Annotated in this window: 23 protein-coding genes; 8 read left to right on the forward strand and 15 right to left on the reverse strand. The window is 65.3% G+C overall.

Features of this window, described 5'->3' with window-relative positions; genetic code table 11:
* Positions 1 to 36: 36 nt before the first annotated feature.
* From leuC to ffh, 6 genes are all read right to left on the reverse strand, one after another.
* On the reverse strand, positions 37 to 1,443 hold the full coding sequence (gene leuC / locus AB7008_RS01910) for a 3-isopropylmalate dehydratase large subunit (protein WP_028158577.1): 1,407 nt from the start codon (positions 1,441 to 1,443) through the stop codon (positions 37 to 39).
* A gap of 324 nt (positions 1,444 to 1,767) precedes the next feature.
* Complete coding sequence (rplS, locus tag AB7008_RS01915) at positions 1,768 to 2,148, reverse strand: 50S ribosomal protein L19 (protein WP_441258340.1); 381 nt, start codon at positions 2,146 to 2,148, stop codon at positions 1,768 to 1,770.
* A gap of 108 nt (positions 2,149 to 2,256) precedes the next feature.
* Positions 2,257 to 3,024, reverse strand: a complete 768-nt coding sequence (gene trmD, locus AB7008_RS01920; RefSeq protein ID WP_248881000.1) for a tRNA (guanosine(37)-N1)-methyltransferase TrmD — start codon at positions 3,022 to 3,024, stop codon at positions 2,257 to 2,259.
* A gap of 118 nt (positions 3,025 to 3,142) precedes the next feature.
* Positions 3,143 to 3,700, reverse strand: coding sequence for a ribosome maturation factor RimM (gene rimM / locus AB7008_RS01925; RefSeq protein ID WP_441258341.1), 558 nt, complete (start codon positions 3,698 to 3,700; stop codon positions 3,143 to 3,145).
* Between the two features lie 9 nt (positions 3,701 to 3,709).
* Positions 3,710 to 4,042 (reverse strand): 30S ribosomal protein S16, encoded by a 333-nt coding sequence (rpsP, locus tag AB7008_RS01930; RefSeq protein WP_014490649.1) that lies wholly within the window; start codon positions 4,040 to 4,042, stop codon positions 3,710 to 3,712.
* Positions 4,043 to 4,141: 99 nt separating this feature from the next.
* Positions 4,142 to 5,689 carry a signal recognition particle protein gene (gene ffh, locus AB7008_RS01935; RefSeq protein ID WP_014490648.1) on the reverse strand — a complete coding sequence of 516 codons (1,548 nt, stop codon included), beginning with the start codon at positions 5,687 to 5,689 and terminating at the stop codon, positions 4,142 to 4,144.
* A gap of 448 nt (positions 5,690 to 6,137) precedes the next feature.
* Between ffh and AB7008_RS01940 the strand changes: the two genes are divergently transcribed.
* Positions 6,138 to 7,202, forward strand: coding sequence for an MBL fold metallo-hydrolase (locus AB7008_RS01940; protein WP_441258342.1), 1,065 nt, complete (start codon positions 6,138 to 6,140; stop codon positions 7,200 to 7,202).
* Positions 7,203 to 7,396: 194 nt separating this feature from the next.
* On the opposite strand, the gene AB7008_RS01945 is transcribed toward AB7008_RS01940, so the two are convergent.
* Complete coding sequence (locus AB7008_RS01945) at positions 7,397 to 8,116, reverse strand: SIMPL domain-containing protein (protein ID WP_441258343.1); 720 nt, start codon at positions 8,114 to 8,116, stop codon at positions 7,397 to 7,399.
* A gap of 5 nt (positions 8,117 to 8,121) precedes the next feature.
* Positions 8,122 to 8,865, reverse strand: coding sequence for a GyrI-like domain-containing protein (locus tag AB7008_RS01950; RefSeq protein ID WP_441258344.1), 744 nt, complete (start codon positions 8,863 to 8,865; stop codon positions 8,122 to 8,124).
* Between the two features lie 250 nt (positions 8,866 to 9,115).
* On the opposite strand from AB7008_RS01950, the gene dapF reads away from it, so the two are divergent.
* Both dapF and mtaB read left to right on the forward strand, forming a co-directional pair.
* Entirely contained in the window at positions 9,116 to 9,991 is an 876-nt protein-coding gene (gene dapF, locus AB7008_RS01955) for a diaminopimelate epimerase (protein WP_441258345.1), read from the forward strand.
* Positions 9,991 to 11,244 carry a tRNA (N(6)-L-threonylcarbamoyladenosine(37)-C(2))-methylthiotransferase MtaB gene (mtaB, locus tag AB7008_RS01960; protein ID WP_441258346.1) on the forward strand — a complete coding sequence of 418 codons (1,254 nt, stop codon included), beginning with the start codon at positions 9,991 to 9,993 and terminating at the stop codon, positions 11,242 to 11,244. The genes dapF and mtaB overlap by 1 nt, the downstream gene beginning before the upstream one ends.
* Before the next feature lie 133 nt (positions 11,245 to 11,377).
* Here the strand turns inward: mtaB and AB7008_RS01965 are convergent, their stop codons facing one another.
* A complete protein-coding gene (locus AB7008_RS01965; protein WP_304492325.1) occupies positions 11,378 to 12,487 on the reverse strand; it encodes a DUF2336 domain-containing protein in 1,110 nt (369 codons plus the stop codon).
* Between the two features lie 248 nt (positions 12,488 to 12,735).
* Positions 12,736 to 13,437 carry an RluA family pseudouridine synthase gene (locus tag AB7008_RS01970; protein WP_028158567.1) on the reverse strand — a complete coding sequence of 234 codons (702 nt, stop codon included), beginning with the start codon at positions 13,435 to 13,437 and terminating at the stop codon, positions 12,736 to 12,738.
* A 222-nt stretch (positions 13,438 to 13,659) separates the two neighbouring features.
* Between AB7008_RS01970 and ftsY the strand changes: the two genes are divergently transcribed.
* Together ftsY and AB7008_RS01980 are read left to right on the forward strand one after the other, a co-directional pair.
* Positions 13,660 to 14,607, forward strand: coding sequence for a signal recognition particle-docking protein FtsY (gene ftsY, locus AB7008_RS01975; RefSeq protein WP_028158566.1), 948 nt, complete (start codon positions 13,660 to 13,662; stop codon positions 14,605 to 14,607).
* Between the two features lie 2 nt (positions 14,608 to 14,609).
* Entirely contained in the window at positions 14,610 to 15,212 is a 603-nt protein-coding gene (locus AB7008_RS01980) for a septation protein A (protein WP_028158565.1), read from the forward strand.
* 193 nt (positions 15,213 to 15,405) lie between these two features.
* Here the strand turns inward: AB7008_RS01980 and AB7008_RS01985 are convergent, their stop codons facing one another.
* The 5 genes from AB7008_RS01985 to ccmA form a co-directional block, all read right to left on the reverse strand.
* Positions 15,406 to 15,999 carry a DsbE family thiol:disulfide interchange protein gene (locus tag AB7008_RS01985; protein ID WP_014490638.1) on the reverse strand — a complete coding sequence of 198 codons (594 nt, stop codon included), beginning with the start codon at positions 15,997 to 15,999 and terminating at the stop codon, positions 15,406 to 15,408.
* Between the two features lie 10 nt (positions 16,000 to 16,009).
* The gene (ccmD, locus tag AB7008_RS01990) at positions 16,010 to 16,195 is read right to left on the reverse strand and encodes a heme exporter protein CcmD (protein ID WP_441258347.1); all 186 of its coding nucleotides are present in this window, start codon (positions 16,193 to 16,195) and stop codon (positions 16,010 to 16,012) included.
* The gene (locus tag AB7008_RS01995) at positions 16,192 to 16,923 is read right to left on the reverse strand and encodes a heme ABC transporter permease (RefSeq protein ID WP_028158564.1); all 732 of its coding nucleotides are present in this window, start codon (positions 16,921 to 16,923) and stop codon (positions 16,192 to 16,194) included. Before AB7008_RS01995 ends, ccmD begins: the two co-directional genes overlap by 4 nt.
* A gap of 91 nt (positions 16,924 to 17,014) precedes the next feature.
* Positions 17,015 to 17,683, reverse strand: coding sequence for a heme exporter protein CcmB (gene ccmB, locus AB7008_RS02000; protein WP_028158563.1), 669 nt, complete (start codon positions 17,681 to 17,683; stop codon positions 17,015 to 17,017).
* 166 nt (positions 17,684 to 17,849) lie between these two features.
* Positions 17,850 to 18,452: a heme ABC exporter ATP-binding protein CcmA gene (gene ccmA, locus AB7008_RS02005; protein ID WP_441261174.1), complete on the reverse strand. Its 603-nt coding sequence runs from the start codon at positions 18,450 to 18,452 to the stop codon at positions 17,850 to 17,852.
* 243 nt (positions 18,453 to 18,695) lie between these two features.
* Here ccmA and acnA point away from each other — a divergent pair, with 243 nt between their 5' ends.
* The 3 genes from acnA (at position 18,696) to AB7008_RS02020 (ending at position 23,352) form a co-directional block, all read left to right on the forward strand.
* Entirely contained in the window at positions 18,696 to 21,416 is a 2,721-nt protein-coding gene (gene acnA / locus AB7008_RS02010) for an aconitate hydratase AcnA (protein WP_041960603.1), read from the forward strand.
* A gap of 218 nt (positions 21,417 to 21,634) precedes the next feature.
* The gene (locus tag AB7008_RS02015) at positions 21,635 to 22,411 is read left to right on the forward strand and encodes a DUF1223 domain-containing protein (RefSeq protein ID WP_304492327.1); all 777 of its coding nucleotides are present in this window, start codon (positions 21,635 to 21,637) and stop codon (positions 22,409 to 22,411) included.
* A 569-nt stretch (positions 22,412 to 22,980) separates the two neighbouring features.
* A complete protein-coding gene (locus AB7008_RS02020) occupies positions 22,981 to 23,352 on the forward strand; it encodes a DUF2794 domain-containing protein (RefSeq protein WP_014490631.1) in 372 nt (123 codons plus the stop codon).
* The last annotated feature ends 29 nt before the right edge of the window (positions 23,353 to 23,381 follow it).

The following is a 23,381-nucleotide window of genomic DNA, read 5'->3' on the forward strand; positions in this document are numbered from 1 at the left end:
CCGTTTGCCGCTTTAGCTCAAATTGCAGGGAGCGGCTTACCGCCACTCCCTGACGTCGACGAAGTGACCCGCGATCGCGGCGGCTGCCGCCATCGCCGGCGACACCAGATGCGTGCGACCCTTGAAGCCCTGGCGGCCCTCGAAGTTGCGGTTCGAGGTCGAGGCGCAGCGCTCTTCCGGCTTCAGCTTGTCCGGGTTCATGGCGAGGCACATCGAGCAACCGGGCTCGCGCCATTCGAAGCCGGCCTTGATGAAGATCTTGTCCAGACCCTCGGCCTCGGCCTGCTCCTTCACGATGCCGGAGCCCGGCACGACCATGGCGTTGACATGAGCGGAGACGTGCTTGCCTTCCGCGATCTTGGCGGCGGCGCGCAGATCCTCGATGCGGCCGTTGGTGCAGGAGCCGATGAAGATGCGGTCGACCTTGATGTCGGTGATCTTGGTGCCCGCGGTCAGGCCCATGTACTTCAGCGCGCGGTGCTTGGAGAGACGCTTGGCCTCGTCCGCGATCTGATCCGGATCGGGCACGATGCCGGTCACCGAGATGACGTCCTCGGGCGAGGTGCCCCAGGTCACGATCGGCGGCAGCTTGGCAGCGTCGAGGCGCAGCTCGTGGTCGAAATGCGCGCCGGCGTCGGAGCGCAGCTTCTCCCAATAGCGCATCGCCGCGTCCCAGTCCGCGCCTTTCGGTGCCTTCGGGCGGCCGCGCAGGAAGTCGAACGCCTTCTGGTCGGGCGCAACCAGGCCGGCGCGCGCGCCGCCTTCGATCGACATGTTGCAGACCGTCATGCGGCCTTCCATGCTGAGCGCGCTGATCGCATCGCCGGCGTATTCCAGCACGTAGCCAGTGCCGCCGGCAGTGCCGATCTCGCCGATGATGGCGAGGATGATGTCCTTGCCCGTCACGCCCTCCGGCAGCTTGCCGTCGACGGTGACGCGCATGTTCTTCGCTTTCTTCTGGATCAGCGTCTGCGTCGCCAGCACGTGCTCGACCTCGGAGGTGCCGATGCCGTGTGCGAGCGCGCCGAACGCGCCATGCGTCGAGGTGTGGCTGTCACCGCAGACGATGGTGGTGCCAGGCAGGGTGAAGCCCTGCTCGGGCCCGATGACGTGGACGACGCCCTGGCGCTTATCGAACTCGTCGTAATATTCGATGCCGAATTCCTTGGCGTTCTCGGCCAGCGCCTTGATCTGCTCGATGCTCTCCGGATCCGGGTTCGGCTTGGTGCGATCGGTGGTCGGCACGTTGTGGTCGACGACGGCGAGCGTCTTTTCCGGCGAGTGCACCTTGCGGCCGGTGGCGCGCAGACCTTCGAACGCCTGCGGCGAGGTCACTTCGTGCACCAGATGGCGGTCGATATAGAGCAGGCAGGTGCCGTCGTCGGCTTCGTGTACCAGATGGTCGTTCCAGATCTTGTCGTACAATGTGGTCGGCTTGGACATGAGCTTCAGCTCCAGGAATGTTGTGGTGCGGATATGCGCGGTCACGCGCGGGCAACAAAATCGTCAGCGCAGCTTTTAGGCTGCGCGCGTAAGCTCTGACGTTGCCGAGGTCGCGAAGCGTCCGAAGAACCGGCCAGGCAGCCGCGAGCGATCGTCGATGACGATGCGCGTGACGGGGGCGAGGCTGGTCTGATCTGGAAACATTCCAAGAATATATAGCAGGCCGAATTGGAAGCGCGAGTGCTTTGACGCGCACAGCTGACGCAACAAAAAAGCGCGGAGCCGAGCCCCGCGCTTTCGAAAACTTGCCTGGTGGGGCGAAGATTACTCGCCGACGGCAGTCGCGCGGTCCTGCTTCTCGACGATGCGGGCCGACTTGCCGCGAAGGTTGCGGAGGTAATAGAGCTTGGCGCGACGCACCTTGCCGCGGCGCACCACCTTGATCGAGTCGATCATCGGGGAGAGCACCGGGAACACGCGCTCGACACCCTCGCCATAGGAGATCTTGCGGACGGTGAAGCTCTCATTGAGCCCGCCGCCGGAACGGCCGATGCAGACGCCTTCATAGGCCTGCACGCGGGTACGATCGCCTTCGACGACCTTGACGTTGACGATCACGGTATCGCCGGGTCCGAACTCCGGGATTTCCTTGCCGGCCGAGAGCTTGTCGAATTGCTCTTGCTCGAGCTGCTTGATCAGGTTCATGGGTAAATCTCCATCGGCGCGCCCAGCCGCAGGGTGGGGGCTGCGCGAAATTCGTTGATCCAGCTATTGCGGATGTGGGCGCTCCTATAAGGCAAGCCGGAGCGTTTGTCACCCGTCTGTCTTGTTTTTTGGCGTTTTTTGGCGTCTGGCCCGATTCGGGGCCTTGGCCGGGATTTGGGCCCATAAATCAGGCCGCCGCGCCGCCGTCAGGGCCTCGGATTGCGCCCGCCGCCAGACTGCAACCTTGGCGTGGTCGCCGGAGGTCAGGGTCTCCGGGATCGGAGCCCCCTCGAACAGCTGCGGGCGGGTGTATTGGGGGTATTCGAGGAGGCCCTCAGAGAAGCTTTCCTCGGTTCCCGAGGCCTCCTTGCCCATCACGCCGGGCAGCAGCCGGACGCAGGCGTCGATCAGGGCCAGCGCGGCGATTTCGCCCCCGGACAGCACGTAATCGCCGATCGAGACCTCCTCCAGACCGCGCCCGTCGATCACCCGTTGGTCCACGCCTTCGAACCGTCCGCAAACGATCAGGGGACCCGGACCCTCGGCCAGCTCCACCACCCGGGCCTGGGTCAATGGCCGACCGCGGGGGCTCATCAGCAGGCGCGGCCGCACTTTTAAGGGATCTTGGCCGATCTCGGCGGCATCGATCGCCGCCGCCAGAATATCGGCCCGCAGCACCATGCCCGGTCCGCCGCCGGCCGGGGTGTCGTCGACGCTCCGATGCCGGTCGGTGGCCGAAGCCCGGATGTCGCGGGCCTCGAGCTCCCAGAGCCCGCCAGCCAGCGCCCGGCCGGCCAGGCTCACGCCGAGCGGTCCCGGAAACATCTCCGGAAACAGCGTTAGCACCGTCGCGCGCCAGGGTGAGGGGTTGGTCATTGTTTCCCGATCTCGTCGTCCCGGGGTGCGCGGAGCGCGAGCCCGGGACCCATAACCACCGCAGCCAGTTTTGCGATGATCGAGGCTAGCAGCTTAGCCAAAAACCACGGCCCGTGGTTTATGGGTCCCCGCGTTCGCGGGGACGACTCGGAGAGAGATCCTCGCCCCCATCATCACCCTCGATCTCCTGCGGCAGCGCGATCACGACGCGTCCGCCTGTGAGATCGACTTCCGGCACCACCGCGTTTGTGAATGGCAGCAGCATCGTCGTGCCCTTGAGGGGCGCGATCTCGATGATGTCGCCGGCGCCGAAATTGTGGATCGCGAGCACGCGGCCGAGCGCGTCGCCGTCGGTGGTGACGGCGGCGAGCCCGATCAGGTCGGTGTGGTAATATTCGTCCTCGTCGGTCGCGGGCAGCTTTTCGCGCGCGACGTAGAGCTCGATGCCGTTGAGGCGCTCGGCCTCATCGCGGGTCGTGACGCCCTTGAACGTCGCGACCAGATGATCCCTGGCCTCGCGCGCCTGCGCGACCTCGAACTGGCGCTTGCCGTCCTTGGAGCGAAGCGGACCGTAGCGTTTGATGGCAAAGGGATCTTCGGTGAAGGTCCACAGCTTGACCGCACCGCGCACACCATGCGCGGCGCCGATCCGCGCGACGCAGACCAGCGCCGACATGGTCTGGCCTTACGCCTTCGCGGCGGCTTCGGCCTGCGCCTTGCGCTCCTTGCGCGGCACGGCCTTCTGCGGATTGTTGCGCGCTTCGCGCTTCTTGACGCCGGCGGCGTCGAGGAAACGCGCCACGCGGTCCGACGGCTGCGCACCCTTGGCAACCCAGGCCTTCACCTTGTCCATGTCGAGCTTGAGGCGGGCCTCGTTGTCCTTCGGCAGCAGCGGGTTGAAATAACCGAGACGCTCGATGAAGCGGCCATCGCGGGGAAAGCGCGAATCGGCGACGACGACGTGATAGACGGGGCGCTTCTTGGTGCCTGCACGAGCGAGGCGGATAACGACGGACATTCAGTTCTCCTTCGAAGTACGGTTTGCAAAGTACGTTTTGTTCGGTTGATTGGTATTCCGCGTTGCGCGGGACGCTTGCGATCCCCCGCGACGAATTCCTCATTTCTTCTTGCCGGGAAAACCGCCGAGCCCCGGAAGGGTCGGCTTGCCGCTGAGGCCGGTAAGCCCCGGCAAATTCGGCAGCCCCGAGCGAAGACCGGGCGGCAGATCCTTCGGCAGGCTGGGCAGACCCTGCCCGCCGCCGCTCTGCATCTTCTCCTGCATTGCCTTCATCTCTTCGGGCGAGGGCATCTTCATGCCGCCGCCGAAGCCCATCGCCTGTGCGATGCCGGCGAGCGGGCCGCGCTTGCCCGAGCCCATGGCCTTCATCACGTCGGCCATGTTCCGGTGCATCTTGAGCAGCTTGTTGACCTGCTCGACGCTCTGGCCGCTTCCTGCGGCGATGCGCTTCTTGCGGCTGGCCTTGAGCAGGTCGGGATGACGGCGCTCGTCGCGTGTCATGGAATCGATCACCGCGACCTGGCGCTTCAGGATCTTGTCGTCGATGCCGGCGGCCGCGATCTGGTTCTTCATCTTGGCGATGCCGGGCATCATGCCCATCAGCCCGCTGATGCCGCCCATGTTCGCCATCTGCAACAGCTGCTCGCGCATGTCGTTGAGGTCGAACTGACCCTTGCGCATGCGCTCGGCGGTGCGCGCGGCCTTCTCGGCGTCGATGTTGGCGGCGGCACGTTCGACCAGCGACACCACGTCGCCCATGCCGAGGATGCGGCCGGCGATACGATCGGGATGGAAATCTTCCAGCGCGTCGGTCTTTTCACCGGTGCCGATCAGCTTGATCGGCTTGCCGGTGACGGCGCGCATCGACAGCGCGGCGCCGCCGCGGCCGTCGCCGTCGACTCGTGTCAGCACGATGCCGGTGAGGCCGACGCGCTGATCGAAGGCGCGCGCAAGATTCACGGCGTCCTGGCCGGTGAGGCTGTCGGCGACCAGCAGCACTTCATGCGGGTTCGCAGCGGCTTTGATCGCCGCTGCTTCCGCCATCATGTCTTCGTCGAGCGTGGTGCGGCCGGCGGTGTCGAGCAGCACGATGTCGTAGCCGCCGAGCTTGCCGGCTTCGAGCGCGCGCTTCGCGATCTGCGGCGGCTGCTGCCCCGCCACGATCGGCAGGGTCGGAATGTCGAGGTCGCGGCCGAGCACGGCCAACTGCTCCATCGCCGCCGGACGGTAGACGTCGAGCGAAGCCATCAGCACCTTGCGCTTGTCGCGCTGGACCAGGCGGCGGGCGAGCTTTGCGGTGGTGGTGGTTTTACCGGAGCCTTGCAGACCGACCATCATGATCGGCACCGGCGGCACGGAATTGACGTCGATGGTCTGGCTTTCGGCGCCGAGCGTGTTGATCAGCTCGTCATGGACGATCTTGACCACCATCTGGCCGGGCGTGACCGACTTGACGACGGTGGCGCCGATCGCCTGCTCGCGGACGCGCTCGGTGAAGCTGCGCACCACCTCTAACGCGACGTCGGCTTCCAACAGCGCGCGGCGCACCTCGCGCATCGCGGCGTCAACGTCCTTTTCGGTCAGCGCACCGCGCCCCGTCAGACGATCGAGAATGCCACCAAGCCGTTCCGACAGATTGTCGAACAATGCCGTTGTCCCTTGTCCTGCTCGCGCAGGGTTGCCGCGTTCACCACTGTCATGCCCCTGCTTGACCGGGGCATCCAGTACGCCGCGGCACCTCGGTTCAGCCGAGCGGCCTCTGGGATACTGGATCTCCCGATCAAATCGGGCGATGACCACTTCCTAAACAAGCGATCTTCCAAACACCTTTGCGCCCGAGGGCGCACAGCGCTGTCGGGCGTTGGCCTCTGGCCTCCAGGGCCAGTGGGCGGGTCGAAAAGAAAGCCTTTCCGAGAAAGTGGCGGGGTTAAACGCCGCTCCCGCCCAAAAGTCAAGGAAAGTTAGGGTGCCGGGGTGCCTTTGCCAGGGCAAGGCCCTGAGAGTACGGAACTTTTGGCGGCCGGTTCCTTTTGCCTGGGCTCCGCCCATATAGAAGATGATGATTTACCTCCGTTACCATCCCTGAAGCCCGCTTGTGCCGGTCACCCGCCGCCGCCTCTTTGGATTGATCGCCGGTGGCGCCGCGCTGGTCGGTGTTCCGCCCCTCTGGATGTCCCGCATGAAAACCTATGACGGCCCGGTCTCCGACCATTTTGACGGCCTGACCTTCTTCGATCCCGACGGGGCGCCGCCGAGATCGCTTGGCGAGGTGCTGCGCTGGCAATTAGGTGCCCGGGGGCAGCGCGCGGATTGGCCCGACTGGGTGCCGAACTCTCACGCCGACACGCCACCCGCCCGAGTCGAGGGCGACAAGGTGCGGCTCTCCTTCGTCGGCCACGCCAGCTGGCTGATTCAGGCCGACGGCCTCAACATCCTCGTCGATCCCGTCTGGTCCTCGCGGGTCTCGCCCGTCAGCTTTGCCGGTCCGAAGCGGCACAACGACCCCGGCATCGCGTTCGAGAAGCTGCCGAAGATCGACGTCGTGCTGGTTTCGCACGGTCATTACGATCATCTGGACATCGCGACGCTGTCGCGGCTCGCCAAAAATTTTGCGCCGCGCGTGGTGACGCCACTCGGCAACGACGTGACGATGCGCAGCACCGACTCTTCCATCAAGGCGGAGGCGTTTGACTGGCACGACCGCGTCGAGCTCGGCGGCGGCATCGCCGTGACGCTGGTGCCGACCCGGCACTGGTCGGCGCGCGGCATGTTCGATCGCAACAAGGCGCTGTGGGCGAGTTTCGTGCTGGAGACGCCGGCGGGGAAAATCTACGTTGTCTGCGATTCCGGTTATGGCGACGGCGGCCACTTTCGCCGCGTTGCGGAGAAGCATGGGCCGCTGCGTCTGGCGATCCTCCCGATCGGCGCCTACGAACCGCGCTGGTTCATGCGCGACCAGCACATGAATCCGGAAGACGCCGTGAAGGCGCTGGCCGATTGCGGCGCGCAAGCCGCGCTCGGGCATCATCACGGCACGTTCCAGCTGACGGATGAAGCGATCGACGCGCCGGCGAAGGCGCTGGTCGAAGCGTTGGATGCCGCGAAGATTCCGCAGGAGCGGTTTGTGGCGATGAAGCCGGGACAGGTGGTGGAGATTTAGCGGAGATTTAGCTTCGTTCCCCGCTGTCGCCCCGGACAAGCGAAGCGCAGATCCGGGACCCATAACCACAGGGAGAGGTTTGGCAAAGACTCGGAGTTACCTGCGACGTGTCATAACCACTCCCTGTGGTTATGGGTCCCCGCATTCGCGGGGACGACACCTGTACTCGGAGTGGGCAGTGTGCCTCTTACGGCTTACTTGCCCTCAGGGCGTATGATCGCCCAGCTCACATTCACGGTCACTGACAGCGTTTCCTCGCCCGGCGCTACTGCCGCGGGCGCCGCCATCGGCGCGGTCGCCATTCTTGCCTTGAACAGCGGTACCGGAGCGCCGCCCTCGGACACGCTGAGCGGCGAGCCGAGCGTGACGCCGGTGGCCCTGGCGTAAATCTCGGCCTTGCGGCGGGCGTCCACGACCGCCTGTTCACGGGCGTCGTCGAGCAGCTTTGAGGCCTGCGTCACCTCGAAGGAGATGTTGCCGATGTCGTTGGCGCCCGCGCCGACCAGCGTGTCGATGATGCCGGCGACCTTGGTCACGTCGCGGATCTTCACGGTGACGCGGTTTGAGGCGCGGAACCCGACCACGGGCGAGGCGCCGGTGGATTTGTTCTGGCCGTATTGCGGCTGCAAGGACAGGCGCGAGGTCTGATAGTCCTTCTCGGCGATGCCGACGCCCTTCAGCGCCAACAGCACCTTGCCCATCGCGGCGTTGTTGGCGTCGGAGGCTTCCTTCGCCGACTTGGCATCGTTGGCGACGCCGGCATCGATCTGCGCGAGATCGGGCGCCGCGGAGATCATGGCTTCGCCGCTCACCGTGATGGCGGATGGAAAATCGTCGGCGAGCGCGGGCGTTGCCAGCAGCGTGACGGCGACAGCGGCGGCAAACGACGTAAAAAGGACGGCAGGCTTCTTCATCTCTCTCACTTCAATGGCACGAACACGTTGATCACGAGCTTGTCCTCCGCCGTCTTCAGGGGATCGGTGAGGTACTCCTCGACAAAGGTGTCCTTGGCTTCCAGCTTCTTGTCGTCGAGGTGATTGGTGATCGCCTCATAGGTGTTGTCCATGTTGTCGTAGGAGCCGCGATGGACGAATTTCAACGCCTTGCCTTCCGGCGATTTGCCGATGCTCATGTCCTTGGGCAGGTTCTTCGGGTCCTGCTCGACCGGGATCTCGGCCAGGAAGGTGAAGCCAGTGTCATCGGTCGAGGTGTAGACGATCATCGAATTGCCGGCGGGCTTGATGCCCTGCTTGTCCAGCAGCGTGTTCAGCGCCTTGAAGGCGTCGATCAGCGTGTCGAAGGCCGAATCCCAATTGGCAGTGCCCTTGACCATCAGGACCTTCTTCGGCTCGAGCGTGGTCTCCAGGCCAAAGGGATCGGCGGTCTGCACCGGGGCGGGCGTCGCGGCCGCAGCGGGCGGCGGGGCCGCCGGAGCGGGTGAGGGCGAAGCGCTGGCCGCAGGCGCTGGCGCCGGAGAGGGCGCTCCCGCGGGTGCAGGTGCGGTACTTGCGGCCGGGGCGGGCGAGGCCGACGGAGCCGGCGAAGGGCTGGCCGACGCGGCGGGCGCCGGGCTCGGGGTCTGCGCCAGAGCGCCGGGCACGCCAAACGACATGGTCGCTGCCGGGATCAGCGCGAGCAGTACGAGGCGACAAAAACGATTCATTCTATTCTCCCCAAGGACTTATCCGCCAAGCCTTACGTCCAAGCCTTGCGTCGCCAAGGCCTTACATCGTCAAGGCCTTACGTCCCCAAGACCCAGAGCCGGCCGCGCGTCCCGGATTGCGCGAACCGCGCCGTTCTAACACGCGAGTGCCGAATTCGTCCCATGACAGATGCGTCATGGCCATGGCGGCAAATCACTGGCCAAGCCACCAAGGATCGCCATATAAGGCAGGCGAAATTCGGGAAATTTCATGAGCGCTCTGGCCAACCACGCATTTGCCAAGATGAACGGCATCGGCAACGAGATCGTCGTTGTCGACATGCGTGATTCCGCCGCGCCGGTGACGCCGGACGACGCCCGCGCGGTCGCGTCCGCGCCGGGCGGCGTGCCCTATGACCAGCTCATGGTGCTCCGGAAGCCGCGGTTCGACGGTACCGAGGCCTTCATCAGCATCTACAACAATGACGGCTCCGAGGCCGGCGCCTGCGGCAACGGCATGCGCTGCGTGGTGCGGCGTATCTTCGAGAAGACCGGGCGGACCACGGCAACGTTCGAGACCGCTGCGGGCCTGCTCAATTGCTGGCAGGGTCCGGCGCCCGATCTCTATACCGTCGATATGGGCGCGCCGAAGTTCGGCTGGCAGGAGATTCCGCTGGCGGAAGAGTTTCGCGACACCCGCTACATCGAATTGCAGATCGGGCCGATCGACAATCCGATCCTGCATTCGCCTTCAGTGGTGAGCATGGGCAATCCGCATGCGATCTTCTGGGTCGAGGACGTCAACGGCTACGATCTCGAGCGCTTTGGTCCGCTGCTGGAAAATCACCCGATCTTCCCCGAGCGCGCCAACATCACGCTCGCCCATATCGTCGATCCCCAGCACGTCACGATCCGCACCTGGGAGCGTGGCGCGGGCCTGACCAGAGCTTGCGGTTCGGCGGCGTGCGCGACCGCGGTCGCGGCCGCGCGGCTGAAGCGCACCGAGCGCAATGTCGAGATCACGCTGCCCGGCGGCAAGCTCGGGATCGAATGGCGCGAAAGCGACGACCACGTGCTGATGACGGGCCCCGCGACCTTCGAGTATGAGGGCTCCTTCGATCCGGCGCTGTTCGCGCCGGTCGGCTGATGGCCGTCGACGTCGTCACCTTCGGCTGCCGCCTCAATGCCTTCGAGGCCGAATTGATCCGCCGCGAGGCCGAGGGCGCGGGCCTCTCCGACACCATCGTCATCAACAGCTGCGCCGTCACCAATGAAGCGGTGGCGCAGGCGCGCCAGTCGATCCGCAAATTGAAGCGCGAACGGCCGGGTGCGCGCATCGTCGTCACCGGCTGTGCGGCGCAGACGCAGAGCCGGATGTTCGCAGACATGGCCGAGGTCGATCGCGTCCTCGGCAATGACGACAAGATGCGCAGCGAGGCCTGGCGCGATGCGCGTGCCGCGTTCGATCTCGGTGCGAGCGAAAAGATCGACGTCAGCGACATCATGGCGGTGAAGCAGATGGCACCGCATCTGATCGACGGCTTTGCGAGCGGCCTGCCGCGCGTGTTCGTGCAGGTGCAGAACGGCTGCGACCATCGCTGCACGTTCTGCATCATCCCCTACGGCCGCGGCAATTCACGCTCGGTGCCGATGGGCGCGGTGGTCGATCAGGTGCGGGCGCTTGTTGCGCGCGGCCATGCCGAGATCGTGCTGACCGGTGTGGACCTCACCAGCTATGGCGCCGACCTGCCGGGTGCACCAAGGCTCGGCATGCTGACCAAGCAGATCCTGCGGCATGTGCCGGAGCTGAAGCGCCTGCGCATCTCCTCGATCGATTCGATCGAGGCCGATGCCGATCTGCTGGATGCCATCGGCGACGATGCGCGCCTGATGCCGCATCTGCACCTGTCGCTGCAATCCGGCGACGACATGATTTTGAAGCGCATGAAAAGGCGTCATTCGCGCGACCACGCGATCGCGTTCTGCGACCAGGTCCGCCGCCTGCGCCCGGACATCGCCTTCGGCGCCGACATCATCGCGGGTTTTCCGACCGAGACCGAGGAGATGTTTTCGCGCTCGCTGGATCTCGTGGAGGAGTGCGGTTTGACGTTCCTGCACGTCTTCCCGTATTCGCCACGCCCCGGCACGCCGGCCGCGCGGATGCCGCAGGTCGCAGGCGGCGCGATCAAGGAGCGCGCGAAGCGGCTGCGTGCGGCGGGCGAAGCGGCATTACGGCGGCGGCTGCAAGAGGAAGTGGGTACGACGCGCGATGTGCTGATCGAGAGCGACAGCCAGGGCCGCACGGAGCATTATCTGCCGGTGGCGATCGCGGGCGAACGCGTGGGTCGCGTGGTGCCGCTGATGATTGCCGGCAGCGATGGCGAGCGGTTGACAGTATAGGCAGTGTCGTCGCCCGGCTTGACCGGGCGACCCGGTACGCCGCGGCTCCTCGGTTCTATCGCTGCCGTCTCTGCAATACTGAATTGCCCGCTTTCGCGTGCAATGACAGCGGAGTGTGTGATGAGCAGCAAACCTACAACGCCCGCACCTGCCAGAATCGCAGCGTCCGCCGCGCGTTCTCCGAGGTCATGCGTGCATAATGCCCCTGCGCCCTCGCGATATCCGCGGGCTTCATCGCGCCGGTGGCAAAGCGGCTCTCGAGCACGGCGGCTGTGGTTTCCCAGCTGAGCTGGGCCGCCTTGCACGGCACGAGCAGGCCGTCCTCGCGCAGGCTCTGCATCAGCGGGCGAATCACCTCAATGGTCGATCCGGACAGGGCCGCCAGGGCAGCCACGGCTTCCTCATAGCGCCGCTGCGTGGCGAAGCCGAGCAGCGTCGCTTCGGTCAGCTGGCCCGTCGCCTTGAGATTTGCGATGGCCCGCTTGGCGCCTTCGAAATCGCGCACGCCCGACATCTCGCGCTCGACACCGACGGTCACGGCGGCGATTGCGCCCTGGATCTCCTCGAACAGATGCGGCGGTGCGCGCGACAGCAGCCGGGTGCGCACGGCATCGGTCGCAGAACTCAGCAGCCGGCGGCGCAAGTCGGACGGCAGGTCGACGCGGACGCCGACGCTCACGGCGAGCTCGGGATCGGCCTCGGCCTGCCCGACGATGACGGCAAATCCGTTTCCGGAAACGCGCGCGCCGGGATTGGCGGCAAGCCGCCGGCTGACGCTGGGATAGCGCCGCGCCAGCAGCGCATCGGTGACGATCTCCTTGAGCCACCAGCGCCCGGCGACCGCGAGCAGATGCGGCTCGCCCTTGCTGGAGGCGATCTTCACCAGCTCGCCATCGTCGAGGCGCGCCGATTCCTGGAGCACGGGGCCGGCGATGCGAATCTCGTCATTATTGGCGAGGCGACGAATCACGGAGGGCGGCGCCTGCGCGATCGGCGCAAGCTGCGCGCTGATCTCGGCCAGCGCAATGCGTGCGCCCATGTCGGCGATGGCGCGCAGCTCGATGGTGCCGATCAGGCGCTCGAGCACGTCGTCGAACAGTGCGATCTGCTCGTTGTCAAAACTTCCGGCGGAGGAGAGGAAGAGATCGGTGACGCGGCGGGCCGTTTCCAGGCCCTTTTCCGCCGAGCCGAGCCGAATCGCGGATTCGACTTCATCGATGATCGAAAACTCGGCCGTGGACATGACGCGTTGCTCGTCCTGAGCGGATGACGGAAGCTTGTTCTAAGCAATCGCTATCATTAGAGACGAGCACTGAACGTTTCGTAAACCACGGGGCGGAAGGCGAGCACTGCTTTGCTCCCCGATCGGCCACTGCTCCTCATCCTGAGGAGCCCGCGAAGCGGGCGTCTCGAAGGATGGCCGCAGGCAGCAGTCGGGCCTTCATAGTTCGAGACGGCGCTGACGCGCCTCCTCACCATGAGGGGCTAAAACTATTCCCCATTCCACCCGCAGGCGCGGAGCTTCTCATGCATGTGGGGCGGCGCCGGCGCGACCACGCGGATCGGCTCCTTGTTCCGGGAGATCGGCACCACGATCTCGCGGGAATGCAGGTGCAGCCGCGGCTCGCCGAAGCGCGGCCCGTTGCCGTAAATGTTATCGCCGAAAATCGGCCAGCCGGTCGCGGCCGAATGCACCCGCAATTGATGGGTTCGGCCGGTCACCGGTTCCATGGCGAGCCAGGTCAGCCCGTCGCCCCGGCCCATCACCTTCCAGTTGGTGATCGCCTTCTGGCCCTCGGGATCGGGTTTCTGCCACCAGCCGCGCTCGGCATTGAGCCGGCCGAGCGGCATGTCGATGGTGCCTTCGTCTTGGGCAGGGCCGCCCTCGACCACGGTCCAGTAGGTCTTGCCGATCTTGCCGTGCTTGAACAACAGGCCGAGCGAGGCCGTCGCCTTGCGATGGCGGCCGAGCACGAGGCAGCCGGAGGTGTCCTTGTCCAGCCGGTGGGCCAGCACCGGCGGCCGCGGCAGGCCGAAACGAAGCGCGTCGAACGACGTTTCCAGATTGGCCCCGCCCTTGGGGCCGCGATGGACCGGCAGGCCGGCGGGCTTGTCGATGACCAGCATCAGCCCGTCGCGATGGAGCACGCGCGCCAGGATCTCGTCGGCGGTCAATTCGGGAACATCGAGCAATTGCAAGACTTTCGGTCAACACTTTCGTTTGGGAGCCGGAACGGCTAACACACCAGTGCGGTGGATTTGGCATTCGCTCAGCGCCAGCGGCGAAACGCGAAGCGAATGCCAAATCCAGGGCCGCACTGGCAACAATATTTTCTCGTGCCGCTCTTCGATTTGAAGTTCCTAACCGGACTTGCGGCAAGAGAGTAGGAACTTCAAATCGGCGGCACGAGTACCATGAACGATACCACGTCAGATCCCCCCAAGCTGAGCTGGTGGCGCCGCCTGTCCAACGGGCTGAAGCGCACCTCGTCCTCGCTCGGGACCGCGGTCGCCGACCTCGTCACCAAGCGCAAGCTCGACCGCGCCATGCTCGACGACATCGAGGACGTGCTGCTGCGCGCCGACCTCGGCACGTCGGTCGCGGTGCGGATCGCGGACGCCGTCGGCACGGGCCGCTACGACAAGGCGATCTCGGCGGACGAGGTCAAGGACGTCGTCGCCACCGAGGTCGAGAAAGTGCTGGCGCCGGTGGCGAAGCCGCTCGAGATCGACGCGGCCAAGAAGCCGTTCGTCATCCTCGTGGTCGGCGTCAACGGTTCCGGCAAGACCACGACCATCGGCAAGCTCTCGCAAAAATTTGCATCCGAAGGCCGCAAGGTGATGCTGGCCGCCGGCGACACGTTTCGCGCGGCGGCCATCGAGCAGCTCAAGGTCTGGGGCGAGCGCACCAGGACGCCGGTCATCGCCGGCACGCAGGGCTCGGATTCGGCAGGCCTCGCCTTCAACGCGCTGACGGCGGCGAAGGAGCAGGCCATCGACGTGCTCCTGATCGACACCGCCGGCCGCCTGCAAAACAAGGCCGAGCTGATGAACGAGCTTGAAAAGGTCGTGCGCGTGATCCGCAAGGTGGATGACACTGCGCCGCATGCCGTGCTGCTTGTGCTGGATGCAACGGTGGGCCAGAACGCGCTGTCGCAGGTCGAGGCCTTCCATCGCACGGCGGGGGTCACCGGCCTCGTGATGACGAAGCTCGACGGCACCGCGCGCGGCGGCATTCTGGTGGCGCTCGCGGAGAAATTCAAACTGCCGGTGCATTTCATCGGCGTCGGCGAAGGCGTCGACGATCTCGCGCCGTTCACGGCGCGCGATTTCGCCCGTGCGATCGCCGGAATCGAAAGCTGAGAATGGACAAGACCCAGCCGCATCCGCTGTTCAAGCTCGCGACCGAGCTCGGTCCGCTGCTCGTGTTCTTCTTCGTGAATGCGAAGTTCAATCTGTTCGCCGCGACCGGCGCCTTCATGGTCGCGATCGTGGCGGCGATGATCGCCTCTTATGTGGTGACGCGCCACATCCCGATCATGGCGATCGTGACCGGCGTGATCGTGCTGGTGTTCGGCACGCTGACGCTGGTGCTGCACGACGAGACCTTCATCAAGGTCAAGCCGACCATCATCTACGGCCTGTTCGCGGCGATCCTCGGCGGCGGACTGTTGTTCGGCCGCTCCTTCATCGCCGTGATGTTCGACCAGATGTTCAATCTGACCCCGCAGGGCTGGCGCATCCTCACGCTGCGCTGGGCGCTGTTCTTCGCCGGCATGGCCATCCTGAACGAGATCGTCTGGCGCACCCAGAGCACGGACTTCTGGGTGAACTTCAAGGTGTTCGGCGTCACGCCGATCACGATGATCTTCGCCATCGCCCAGATGCCGCTGACCAAGCGCTACGGGATCGAGCCGGCGTCGCTGGAGGCGAGCGAGGCCGAGGCGGGGGATGTGCGGAAGGGGTGACGGTCTCTCAGTTCGTCATTGCGAGCTGAAATACGGCCACGCACTCAACTGTCATCGCCCGGCTTGACCGGGCGATCCAGTATTCCAGAGGCAGTCGTGAGATACGGAGAAGACGCGGCGTACTGGATGCCCCGCCTTCGCGGGGCATGACAGCGGTGTGTGGGGCGGCGCCTTCGTTCGCGCGAGAGCGGAGCTAGCTCCCCGCCTTCAACGCCTTCTCCATCTGCGGGAGCAGCACCGTGCGCAAATTGTCCGGCGTGATCGGTCCGACCAGCTTGTAGACGATGGTGCCTTCGCGCCCGACGACGAACGTCTCCGGCACGCCATAGACGCCCCATTCGATCGAGGCGCGGCCGTTGGCATCCACGCCGACGTGGCCGAACGGGTTGCCGTAGCGGCCGAGGAAACGGCGCGCGTTGTCGGCTGCGTCCTTGTAGTTGATGCCGACGAGCTGGAAGCGCTTGTCCTTGGCGAGCTCAGTCAGGAGCGGCGCCTCGTCATGGCAGGGCACGCACCAGGAGGCCCAGACATTGACGAGGCTGACCTTGCCCTTGAACGCGGCGGGATCGAGGCCCGGCACCTGCGAGTTGTCGGCCTGCAATCCTTCGAGCGGCGGCAGCGTGGTCTGCGGGGCCGGCCGCCCGATCAGCGCGGATGGAATCCGCGAGGGATCGCCGCTGCCGAGCCGGAACCAGAACAGCAGGGCCAGGGCGATGAAGGCGATCAGCGGCAGCACCATCAGGAAGGTGCGGCGCTGCGGCGGAGCGGACGTCGGTTGATCGCTCATGATTGGTCGCTCACGGCGTGTCCGTTGCGCTGCGTCCGGAGCGGCGCGTGACGCCGCTGCGGTCGAGCTCGCGCAGGCGCTCGGTCTGGCTGCGATAGTCGAGCACGATCCAGCCGATCAGGATCGCGACCACGAGCGCGGCCGCGGCATAGGACGTCACGATGAAGGACGCGTAGGGACCAAGTGACATCGTCATGCGGCCTTCTGGCTCGCCTGCATCATCTGCAAGGAGCGGACGCGACGGCGCAAAATCTCGTTGCGCATCGCCGCCAGGTGCAACGTGACGAACAGCAGCGTGAACGCGATGGCCATCAGCAGCAGCGGAATCAGGAACGACTTGTCGAGCGTCGAGCCGCCCATGCGCATCACCGACGCCGGCTGGTGCAGCGTGTTCCACCAGTCGACGGAGAACTTGATGATGGGCAGGTTGATCGCGCCGACCAGCGTCAGCACCGCGGCGGCGCGCGCCGCGCGCGAGGGATCGTCGACCGCGCGCCACAGCGCCATCAGGCCGAGATACATCAGGAAGAGGATCAGCACCGAGGTCAGTCGCGCGTCCCATTCCCAATAGGTGCCCCACATCGGCCGGCCCCACAGCGATCCCGTGAGCAGCGCGAGAAAGGTGAAGGCGGCGCCGATCGGCGCGGCGGCTTTGGCGGCGACGTCGGCGAGCGGATGCCGCCACACCAGCGTGCCCAATGAGGCGATGCTCATCACGCCCCAGACGAACATCGACAGCCAGGCGTTGGGCACGTGGATGAACATGATCTTCACCGTCGCGCCCTGCTGGTAGTCGTCGGGCGCGAGTGCGGACTGGTAGAGGCCGATGGTGAGCAGGATGACGGTCGCGGCTACAAGCCACGGCAGCACCCGCGCCGTCAGCGCGAGGAACCGTGTCGGATTGGCGAGATCGATCAGCGTCATGGTATTCTGATAATCACAGGTCAGCACTCACGCAATCAGCATAAAAGCGCGCAGCGAAAGTTGATCGGGGTCAAGGGCAATCCAGCCCATTTCAGTCGAGACCATGGCGCAGGCTGGCCGCCGCCGCAAAAGGCCCGATGACGAGGCTGACCAGCGACAGCGCGCACAGGATCGAGAACGGCGCGCCGAACGTCAGGGGACCGACGATCACGGCCTGCGAGGCCGCGACGCCGAAAATCAGCACCGGGATCGACAGCGGCAGCACCAGCACGGCCATCAGCAGTCCGCCCCGGTGCAGCGTCACCGCGAGTGCGGCGCCGATCATGCCGGTGAAGGTCAGCGCCGGCGTACCGGCCAGGAGCGTCAGCGCCACCGCCCCGGTTGCGACCATGTCGAGGTTGAGCAGCAGGCCGAGCACCGGGGTTGCGACAATCAGTGGCAGGCCCGCGGCCAGCCAATGCGCCAGCGCCTTGGCGGCGCAGGCGAGTTCCAGCGGCGTCCGGCTCATCGTGATCAGGTCGAGCGAGCCGTCCTCGTGGTCGGCCATGAACAGCCGGTCCAGGGTGAGCAGGCTCGCGAGCAGCGCGCCGAGCCACAGGATCGCCGGCCCGAGCCGCGACAGCAGCGCCAGATCCGGCCCCACCGCGAACGGCATCAGGACGACGACGGTCAGGAAGAACAGCACCCCGATCAGCGCCCCGCCGCCGACGCGGAGCGCGATCCGGATATCCCGGCGGATGAGGGCGGACAGGGCGGTCATGGGGTGGCCTCGATGGCGAGGCGGCCATGAGAGCCTGGCTCGGGCGCCAGGCAAACCGCGCTCCTTCCCCCCGCATCCGCCTTCGCCAAGGCTTCGGCGGACAAGAGGGGGGAGGGAACGGACGGAGCGGTGCCAGGCCGCTCGAAAAGCTGAGGGTCAGTGAATCTCATACCGCTCCCCCGATCCGCAGCTCCCGCGCCTCGATCCCCAGCGGCGCATGGGTCGCCGCGATGATCAGGCCGCCCCGGGCCAGATGCTCCCGCATCAGGCCCTCGAACATGCCCTGGCCGGCCACGTCCAGCGCCGTGGTCGGCTCGTCCAGCAGCCAGACCGGGCGGCGCACCGTCAGCAGCCGGGCCAGTGACAGGCGGCGGCGCTGGCCGGCGGACAGGAAGGCCGCGGGCAGGTGAGTGGCGTGATCGAGCCCGACGATGGCGAGGCTCTTGGCCGCATCACTGCGCTCGCCGCCCAGAAAATCAGCCCAGAATGACAGGTTTTCCGCCACGCTCAGCGCCGGCTTCAGGGCGTCGCGATGGCCGAGATAGTGGCACTGCTCCGGCAGCGTCAGCTCGGCATCGCCCCCGGCGAGCGCGATTGTCCCGCCGGCCGGAATCAGCAGGCCCGCGATCAGCCGCAGCAGCGAGGTCTTGCCCGAGCCGTTGCGGCCGACGACCGCCACGGCCTCGCCGGCGACAGCATCGAAATCGAGCCCGGAAAACACCTCGCGGCCGCCGCGCACGCAGACGACCCCGCGTCCGGACAGATGCATTTTGCCTTGGTCCATTCCGCTCAAAGCCCGGCCTCAGGAAATCTTGGGGTAGCGCATGGGAATTTTTGGCTCGCGGATTGCTGCGGCACGATTGTGGCTGTGGCGGCGCGGTTAGAAAGCTTCTATAAGCCCGGAACTACTTGATGCAGCAACTCAACCTGCCCCTGCAAGCGAACCAGCCGGACTCGCTGACGGTGTTAAAATACCCCCTGCCGGGTATAACTAACAATTGGGATTTCCTACATGACCTCGCTCGACAGCTTCAAATGCAAAAAGACCCTCAAGGTCGGCGCCAAGACCTATGTCTATTACAGCCTGCCCACGGCCGAGAAGAATGGTCTGAAGGGAATTTCGAAACTCCCATATTCGATGAAGGTTCTGCTCGAGAACCTCCTGCGCAACGAGGACGGCCGCACGGTCAAGAAGGAAGATATCGTGGCGGTGTCGAAGTGGCTGCGCAAGAAGTCGCTGGAGCATGAGATCGCATTCCGCCCGGCTCGCGTGCTGATGCAGGATTTCACCGGCGTGCCGGCCGTGGTCGATCTCGCCGCGATGCGCAACGCGATGCAGAAGCTCGGCGGCGATGCCGAGAAGATCAACCCGCTGGTTCCGGTAGACCTCGTCATCGACCACTCCGTGATCGTGAATTTCTTCGGTGACAACAAGGCCTTCGGCAAGAACGTCACCGAGGAATACAAGCAGAACCAGGAGCGCTACGAGTTCCTGAAGTGGGGCCAGAAGGCGTTCTCGAACTTCTCGGTCGTGCCGCCCGGCACCGGCATCTGCCATCAGGTCAATCTCGAATATCTATCCCAGACGGTCTGGACCAAGAAGGAGAAGATGACGGTCGGCAAGAAGACCGGCACCTTCGAGGTCGCCTATCCCGACTCGCTGGTCGGCACCGACTCCCACACCACCATGGTCAACGGTCTCGCCGTGCTCGGCTGGGGCGTCGGCGGCATCGAGGCGGAAGCCTGCATGCTCGGCCAGCCGCTGTCGATGCTGCTGCCCAACGTCGTCGGCTTCAAGCTGAAGGGCGCGATGAAGGAAGGCGTCACCGCGACCGACCTCGTGCTCACAGTCACGCAGATGCTGCGCAAGCTCGGCGTCGTCGGCAAGTTCGTCGAGTTCTTCGGTCCCGGCCTCGACCACCTCTCCGTCGCCGACAAGGCGACGATCGCCAACATGGCCCCCGAATACGGTGCGACCTGCGGCTTCTTCCCGGTCGACGCCGCTGCGCTCGATTACCTCAAGACGTCCGGCCGCGCTCCGGCGCGCGTCGCGCTGGTGCAGGCCTATGCCAAGGCGCAGGGCCTGTTCCGCACCGCCAAGTCGGCCGATCCGGTGTTCACGGAAACGCTGACCCTCGACCTCGGCGACGTCGTTCCCTCGATGGCCGGTCCGAAGCGCCCCGAAGGCCGCATCGCGCTGCCGTCGGTCGCTGAAGGCTTTTCGCTCGCGCTCGGCACCGAGTACAAGAAGACCGAAGAGCCGACGAAGCGCTTTGCCGTCGACGGCAAGAACTTCGAGATCGGACATGGCGACGTCGTGATCGCTGCGATCACCTCCTGCACCAACACCTCGAACCCGAGCGTCTTGATCGGCGCCGGCCTGCTCGCGCGCAACGCTGCCGCCAAGGGCCTCAAGGCAAAACCGTGGGTGAAGACCTCGCTCGCCCCGGGCAGCCAGGTGGTCGCGGGATATCTTTCCGATTCCGGCCTGCAGGCCGATCTCGACAAGGTCGGCTTCAACCTGGTCGGCTTCGGCTGCACCACCTGCATCGGCAATTCCGGTCCGCTGCCCGAGGAGATCTCGAAGTCGATCAACGACAACGGCATCGTCGCGGCCGCCGTGCTCTCCGGCAACCGCAACTTCGAAGGCCGCGTCTCGCCGGACGTGCAGGCGAACTATCTGGCGTCGCCGCCGCTGGTCGTCGCCCACGCGCTCGCGGGCAGCGTCACCAAGAACCTCGCCGTCGAGCCGCTCGGTGAAGGCAAGGACGGCAAGCCGGTGTACCTCAAGGACATCTGGCCGACGACGAAGGAGATCAACGCCTTCATGAAGAAGTTCGTGACCGCGTCGATCTTCAAGAAGAAGTATGCCGACGTGTTCAAGGGCGACACCAACTGGCGCAAGATCAAGACGGTCGAGAGCGAGACCTATCGCTGGAACATGAGCTCGACCTACGTGCAGAACCCGCCCTATTTCGACGGCATGAAGAAGGAGCCGGAGCCGGTCACCGACATCGTCGAGGCGCGCATCCTCGCCATGTTCGGCGACAAGATCACCACCGACCACATCTCGCCGGCCGGCTCGATCAAGCTCACCTCGCCCGCCGGCAAATATCTCAGCGAGCACCAGGTGCGTCCGGCCGACTTCAACCAGTACGGCACGCGTCGCGGCAACCATGAAGTGATGATGCGCGGCACCTTCGCCAACATCCGCATCAAGAACTTCATGCTGAAGGGCGCTGACGGAAATATCCCGGAAGGCGGTCTCACCAAGCACTGGCCCGACGGCGAGCAGATGTCGATCTACGACGCCGCGATGAAGTACCAGCAGGAGCAGGTGCCGCTGGTGGTGTTCGCCGGCGCCGAATACGGCAACGGTTCCTCGCGCGACTGGGCTGCGAAGGGCACGCGCCTGCTCGGCGTCCGCGCCGTGATCTGCCAGAGCTTCGAGCGCATCCACCGCTCCAACCTGGTCGGCATGGGCGTGCTGCCGCTGACGTTCGAGGAGGGCACCTCCTGGTCCTCGCTCGGCCTGAAGGGCGACGAGAAGGTCACGCTGCGCGGCCTGGTCGGCGACCTGAAGCCGCGTCAGAAGCTGACCGCGGAGATCGTCTCCGGCGACGGTTCGTTGCAGCGGGTTTCGCTGCTTTGCCGCATCGATACGCTGGACGAGCTCGATTACTACCGGAACGGCGGCATTCTGCACTACGTGCTGCGCAAGCTCGCGGCCTAAGCGCGAATTTGTGAACGGTGGCTCACCGCGACGTGAGTAGAAGGTTAAACGAGGGCGGCCTATCACAGGGCCGCCTTCGTGCGTTAGAACACGCGTCCGACGGTCCCGCCCGGCGGAAAACCTCGCCCTGGACGGTTGAATGTACGATGCCCGTAAGACTACGGTGACCATCAGGCGATAGGATATTCCCCCCACGCGTGCGAGGTGTGACGTTCAACATGACTGCAATGATGGCTTCTAATCTGGTTTCGCGCTGGTCCGGTGCACTCTGGTCGGGAGCACTCGGCATCTGCGCCATCGTCGCCGTCATCCGTCCCGCCGAGGCTGAACCTCGCGCCGTGGTCGAGCTCTTCACATCGCAGGGCTGCTCTTCCTGCCCGCCCGCCGACCAGGTCATCGGCGATCTCTCCAAAGACCCGTCGATCATCGCGCTGAGCATGCCGATCGACTATTGGGATTATCTCGGCTGGAAGGACACGCTTGCGGATTCGCGCTTCTCGGCGCGGCAGCGCGCCTATTCGCGCATGCGCGGCGACCGCGAGGTCTATACGCCGCAAGTCGTAGTCAACGGTTCGACGCATGTCATCGGCAGCGACCGCGCCGGCATCGAGAGCGCGATCGGCCAGACCGACAAGGGCACGGGTGTGATGAGCGTGCCGGTGACGATGTCGCTTGCAGGCAAGCAGATCAACGTCTCGGTGGCGGCGAGCAAGGAGTCGGCGGTCTCGCGCGGCGAGGTCTGGATCTGCTCGATCACGAAATCGGTGCCGATCGCAATCAGCCGCGGCGAAAATCGCGGACAGCAGATCACCTATCACAACGTCGTGCGCAACCTGCTCAAGGTCGGCGACTGGAACGGACGTCCGGAAAGCTGGACGGTGCCGTTGGAAAATCTCACGCGCGAGGGCGTCGACGGCGCTGTGGTCTATGTCCAGGACGGCAGCCGCGAGAAGCCGGGTGCGATGCTCGGCGCAGCATACACGTCGCTGCACTGAAGCGAAGCACGCTCAAGAACGTCTCAAGACAATTGGTCTCTCGTCATTCCGGGGCGCGCGAAGCGCGAGCCATGGTGCGCGATTGCACACCTGAGAATCCATCGATCCACAATCTGAGCTGGGAAATGGATTCGGGGCTCGCGCCAAGAGGCGCGCCCCGGAATGACAGCGTGCCGGAAACATCCCGCCACAAACCAAAAAGGACCAACTTGCGTTGGCCCTCCTTGTCGCGCGTACAGACCCGATCCTGACGGCCCCGGGGGGCTGGGGGCTGAGGAATCCGGAACCGAAAGGACCGGGTCAACGCACACAACTCTTCTCGCAATGCAGGGCGGCAGGCGCTTGGCGGAAAAGCGGCGATATCAAGATTCCTTCTAACGATCCCGTGACGGTTTGCCGCGACAGAATTCCACTCCTGCGTGTGTTCCGATTCGCACCCGATTCAATGAGTTGAGTGAAGAGCCCCTTGCGGCGGGGAACGGTTGGCGCGATCATGCAACTGTCATGATCCGCGGTTCCGGGGACGGTCTTCGCGGATGCGATCATGCCGCGAGATGAGGAGGCGCTCGATGAGTCTGACGCCGGAGGACGCCGATCCGAGCGAGCAGCGCGCAGTGGCGCGCCCCGCCGCTGCGAATGCCCAACCCAACCGGGTGACATTCAACCGGCTGGAACTGAACCGCATCCTCAACCTGTACGGCCGCATGGTCGCCGACGGCGAGTGGCGCGACTATGCCATCGACTTCCTGAAGGACCGCGCGGTGTTCTCGGTCTTCCGCCGCGCCTCGGAAGTGCCGATCTATCGCATCGAGAAAGACCCGCGGCTGGCGCGCAAGCAGGGCATGTACAGCGTGATCTCGGCGACCGGTCTGATCCTGCGCCGCGGCCACGAGCTCGAGCGCGTGCTGCTGGTGATCGATCGCAAGCTGGCGGTGGTGTAGCCGTACGGACGGTGCCGTAGGGTGGGCAA

Source organism: Bradyrhizobium sp. 521_C7_N1_3 (assembly GCF_052075975.1).
Lineage (GTDB): Bacteria > Pseudomonadota > Alphaproteobacteria > Rhizobiales > Xanthobacteraceae > Bradyrhizobium > Bradyrhizobium japonicum.

Excerpts from the sequence above, each read along its gene's own strand:
- leuC (WP_028158577.1), bottom strand. The coding sequence starts at position 1,443 with ATGTCCAAGCCGACCACATTGTACGACAAGATCTGGAACGACCATCTG.
- AB7008_RS01950 (WP_441258344.1), bottom strand. The coding sequence starts at position 8,865 with ATGAATCGTTTTTGTCGCCTCGTACTGCTCGCGCTGATCCCGGCAGCG.
- AB7008_RS01995 (WP_028158564.1), bottom strand. The coding sequence starts at position 16,923 with ATGACGCTGATCGATCTCGCCAATCCGACACGGTTCCTCGCGCTGACG.
- rpsP (WP_014490649.1), bottom strand. The coding sequence starts at position 4,042 with ATGTCCGTCGTTATCCGCCTCGCTCGTGCAGGCACCAAGAAGCGCCCC.
- trmD (WP_248881000.1), bottom strand. The coding sequence starts at position 3,024 with ATGACCAACCCCTCACCCTGGCGCGCGACGGTGCTAACGCTGTTTCCG.
- ccmB (WP_028158563.1), bottom strand. The coding sequence starts at position 17,683 with ATGACCGCCCTGTCCGCCCTCATCCGCCGGGATATCCGGATCGCGCTC.
- acnA (WP_041960603.1), top strand. The coding sequence starts at position 18,696 with ATGACCTCGCTCGACAGCTTCAAATGCAAAAAGACCCTCAAGGTCGGC.
- ccmA (WP_441261174.1), bottom strand. The coding sequence starts at position 18,452 with ATGCATCTGTCCGGACGCGGGGTCGTCTGCGTGCGCGGCGGCCGCGAG.
- rplS (WP_441258340.1), bottom strand. The coding sequence starts at position 2,148 with ATGAACCTGATCAAGCAGCTCGAGCAAGAGCAATTCGACAAGCTCTCG.
- AB7008_RS01985 (WP_014490638.1), bottom strand. The coding sequence starts at position 15,999 with ATGAGCGATCAACCGACGTCCGCTCCGCCGCAGCGCCGCACCTTCCTG.
- AB7008_RS02015 (WP_304492327.1), top strand. The coding sequence starts at position 21,635 with ATGACTGCAATGATGGCTTCTAATCTGGTTTCGCGCTGGTCCGGTGCA.
- ccmD (WP_441258347.1), bottom strand. The coding sequence starts at position 16,195 with ATGACGATGTCACTTGGTCCCTACGCGTCCTTCATCGTGACGTCCTAT.
- mtaB (WP_441258346.1), top strand. The coding sequence starts at position 9,991 with ATGGCCGTCGACGTCGTCACCTTCGGCTGCCGCCTCAATGCCTTCGAG.
- AB7008_RS02020 (WP_014490631.1), top strand. The coding sequence starts at position 22,981 with ATGAGTCTGACGCCGGAGGACGCCGATCCGAGCGAGCAGCGCGCAGTG.
- AB7008_RS01945 (WP_441258343.1), bottom strand. The coding sequence starts at position 8,116 with ATGAAGAAGCCTGCCGTCCTTTTTACGTCGTTTGCCGCCGCTGTCGCC.
- AB7008_RS01965 (WP_304492325.1), bottom strand. The coding sequence starts at position 12,487 with ATGTCCACGGCCGAGTTTTCGATCATCGATGAAGTCGAATCCGCGATT.
- ftsY (WP_028158566.1), top strand. The coding sequence starts at position 13,660 with ATGAACGATACCACGTCAGATCCCCCCAAGCTGAGCTGGTGGCGCCGC.
- AB7008_RS01980 (WP_028158565.1), top strand. The coding sequence starts at position 14,610 with ATGGACAAGACCCAGCCGCATCCGCTGTTCAAGCTCGCGACCGAGCTC.
- dapF (WP_441258345.1), top strand. The coding sequence starts at position 9,116 with ATGAGCGCTCTGGCCAACCACGCATTTGCCAAGATGAACGGCATCGGC.
- rimM (WP_441258341.1), bottom strand. The coding sequence starts at position 3,700 with ATGTCGGCGCTGGTCTGCGTCGCGCGGATCGGCGCCGCGCATGGTGTG.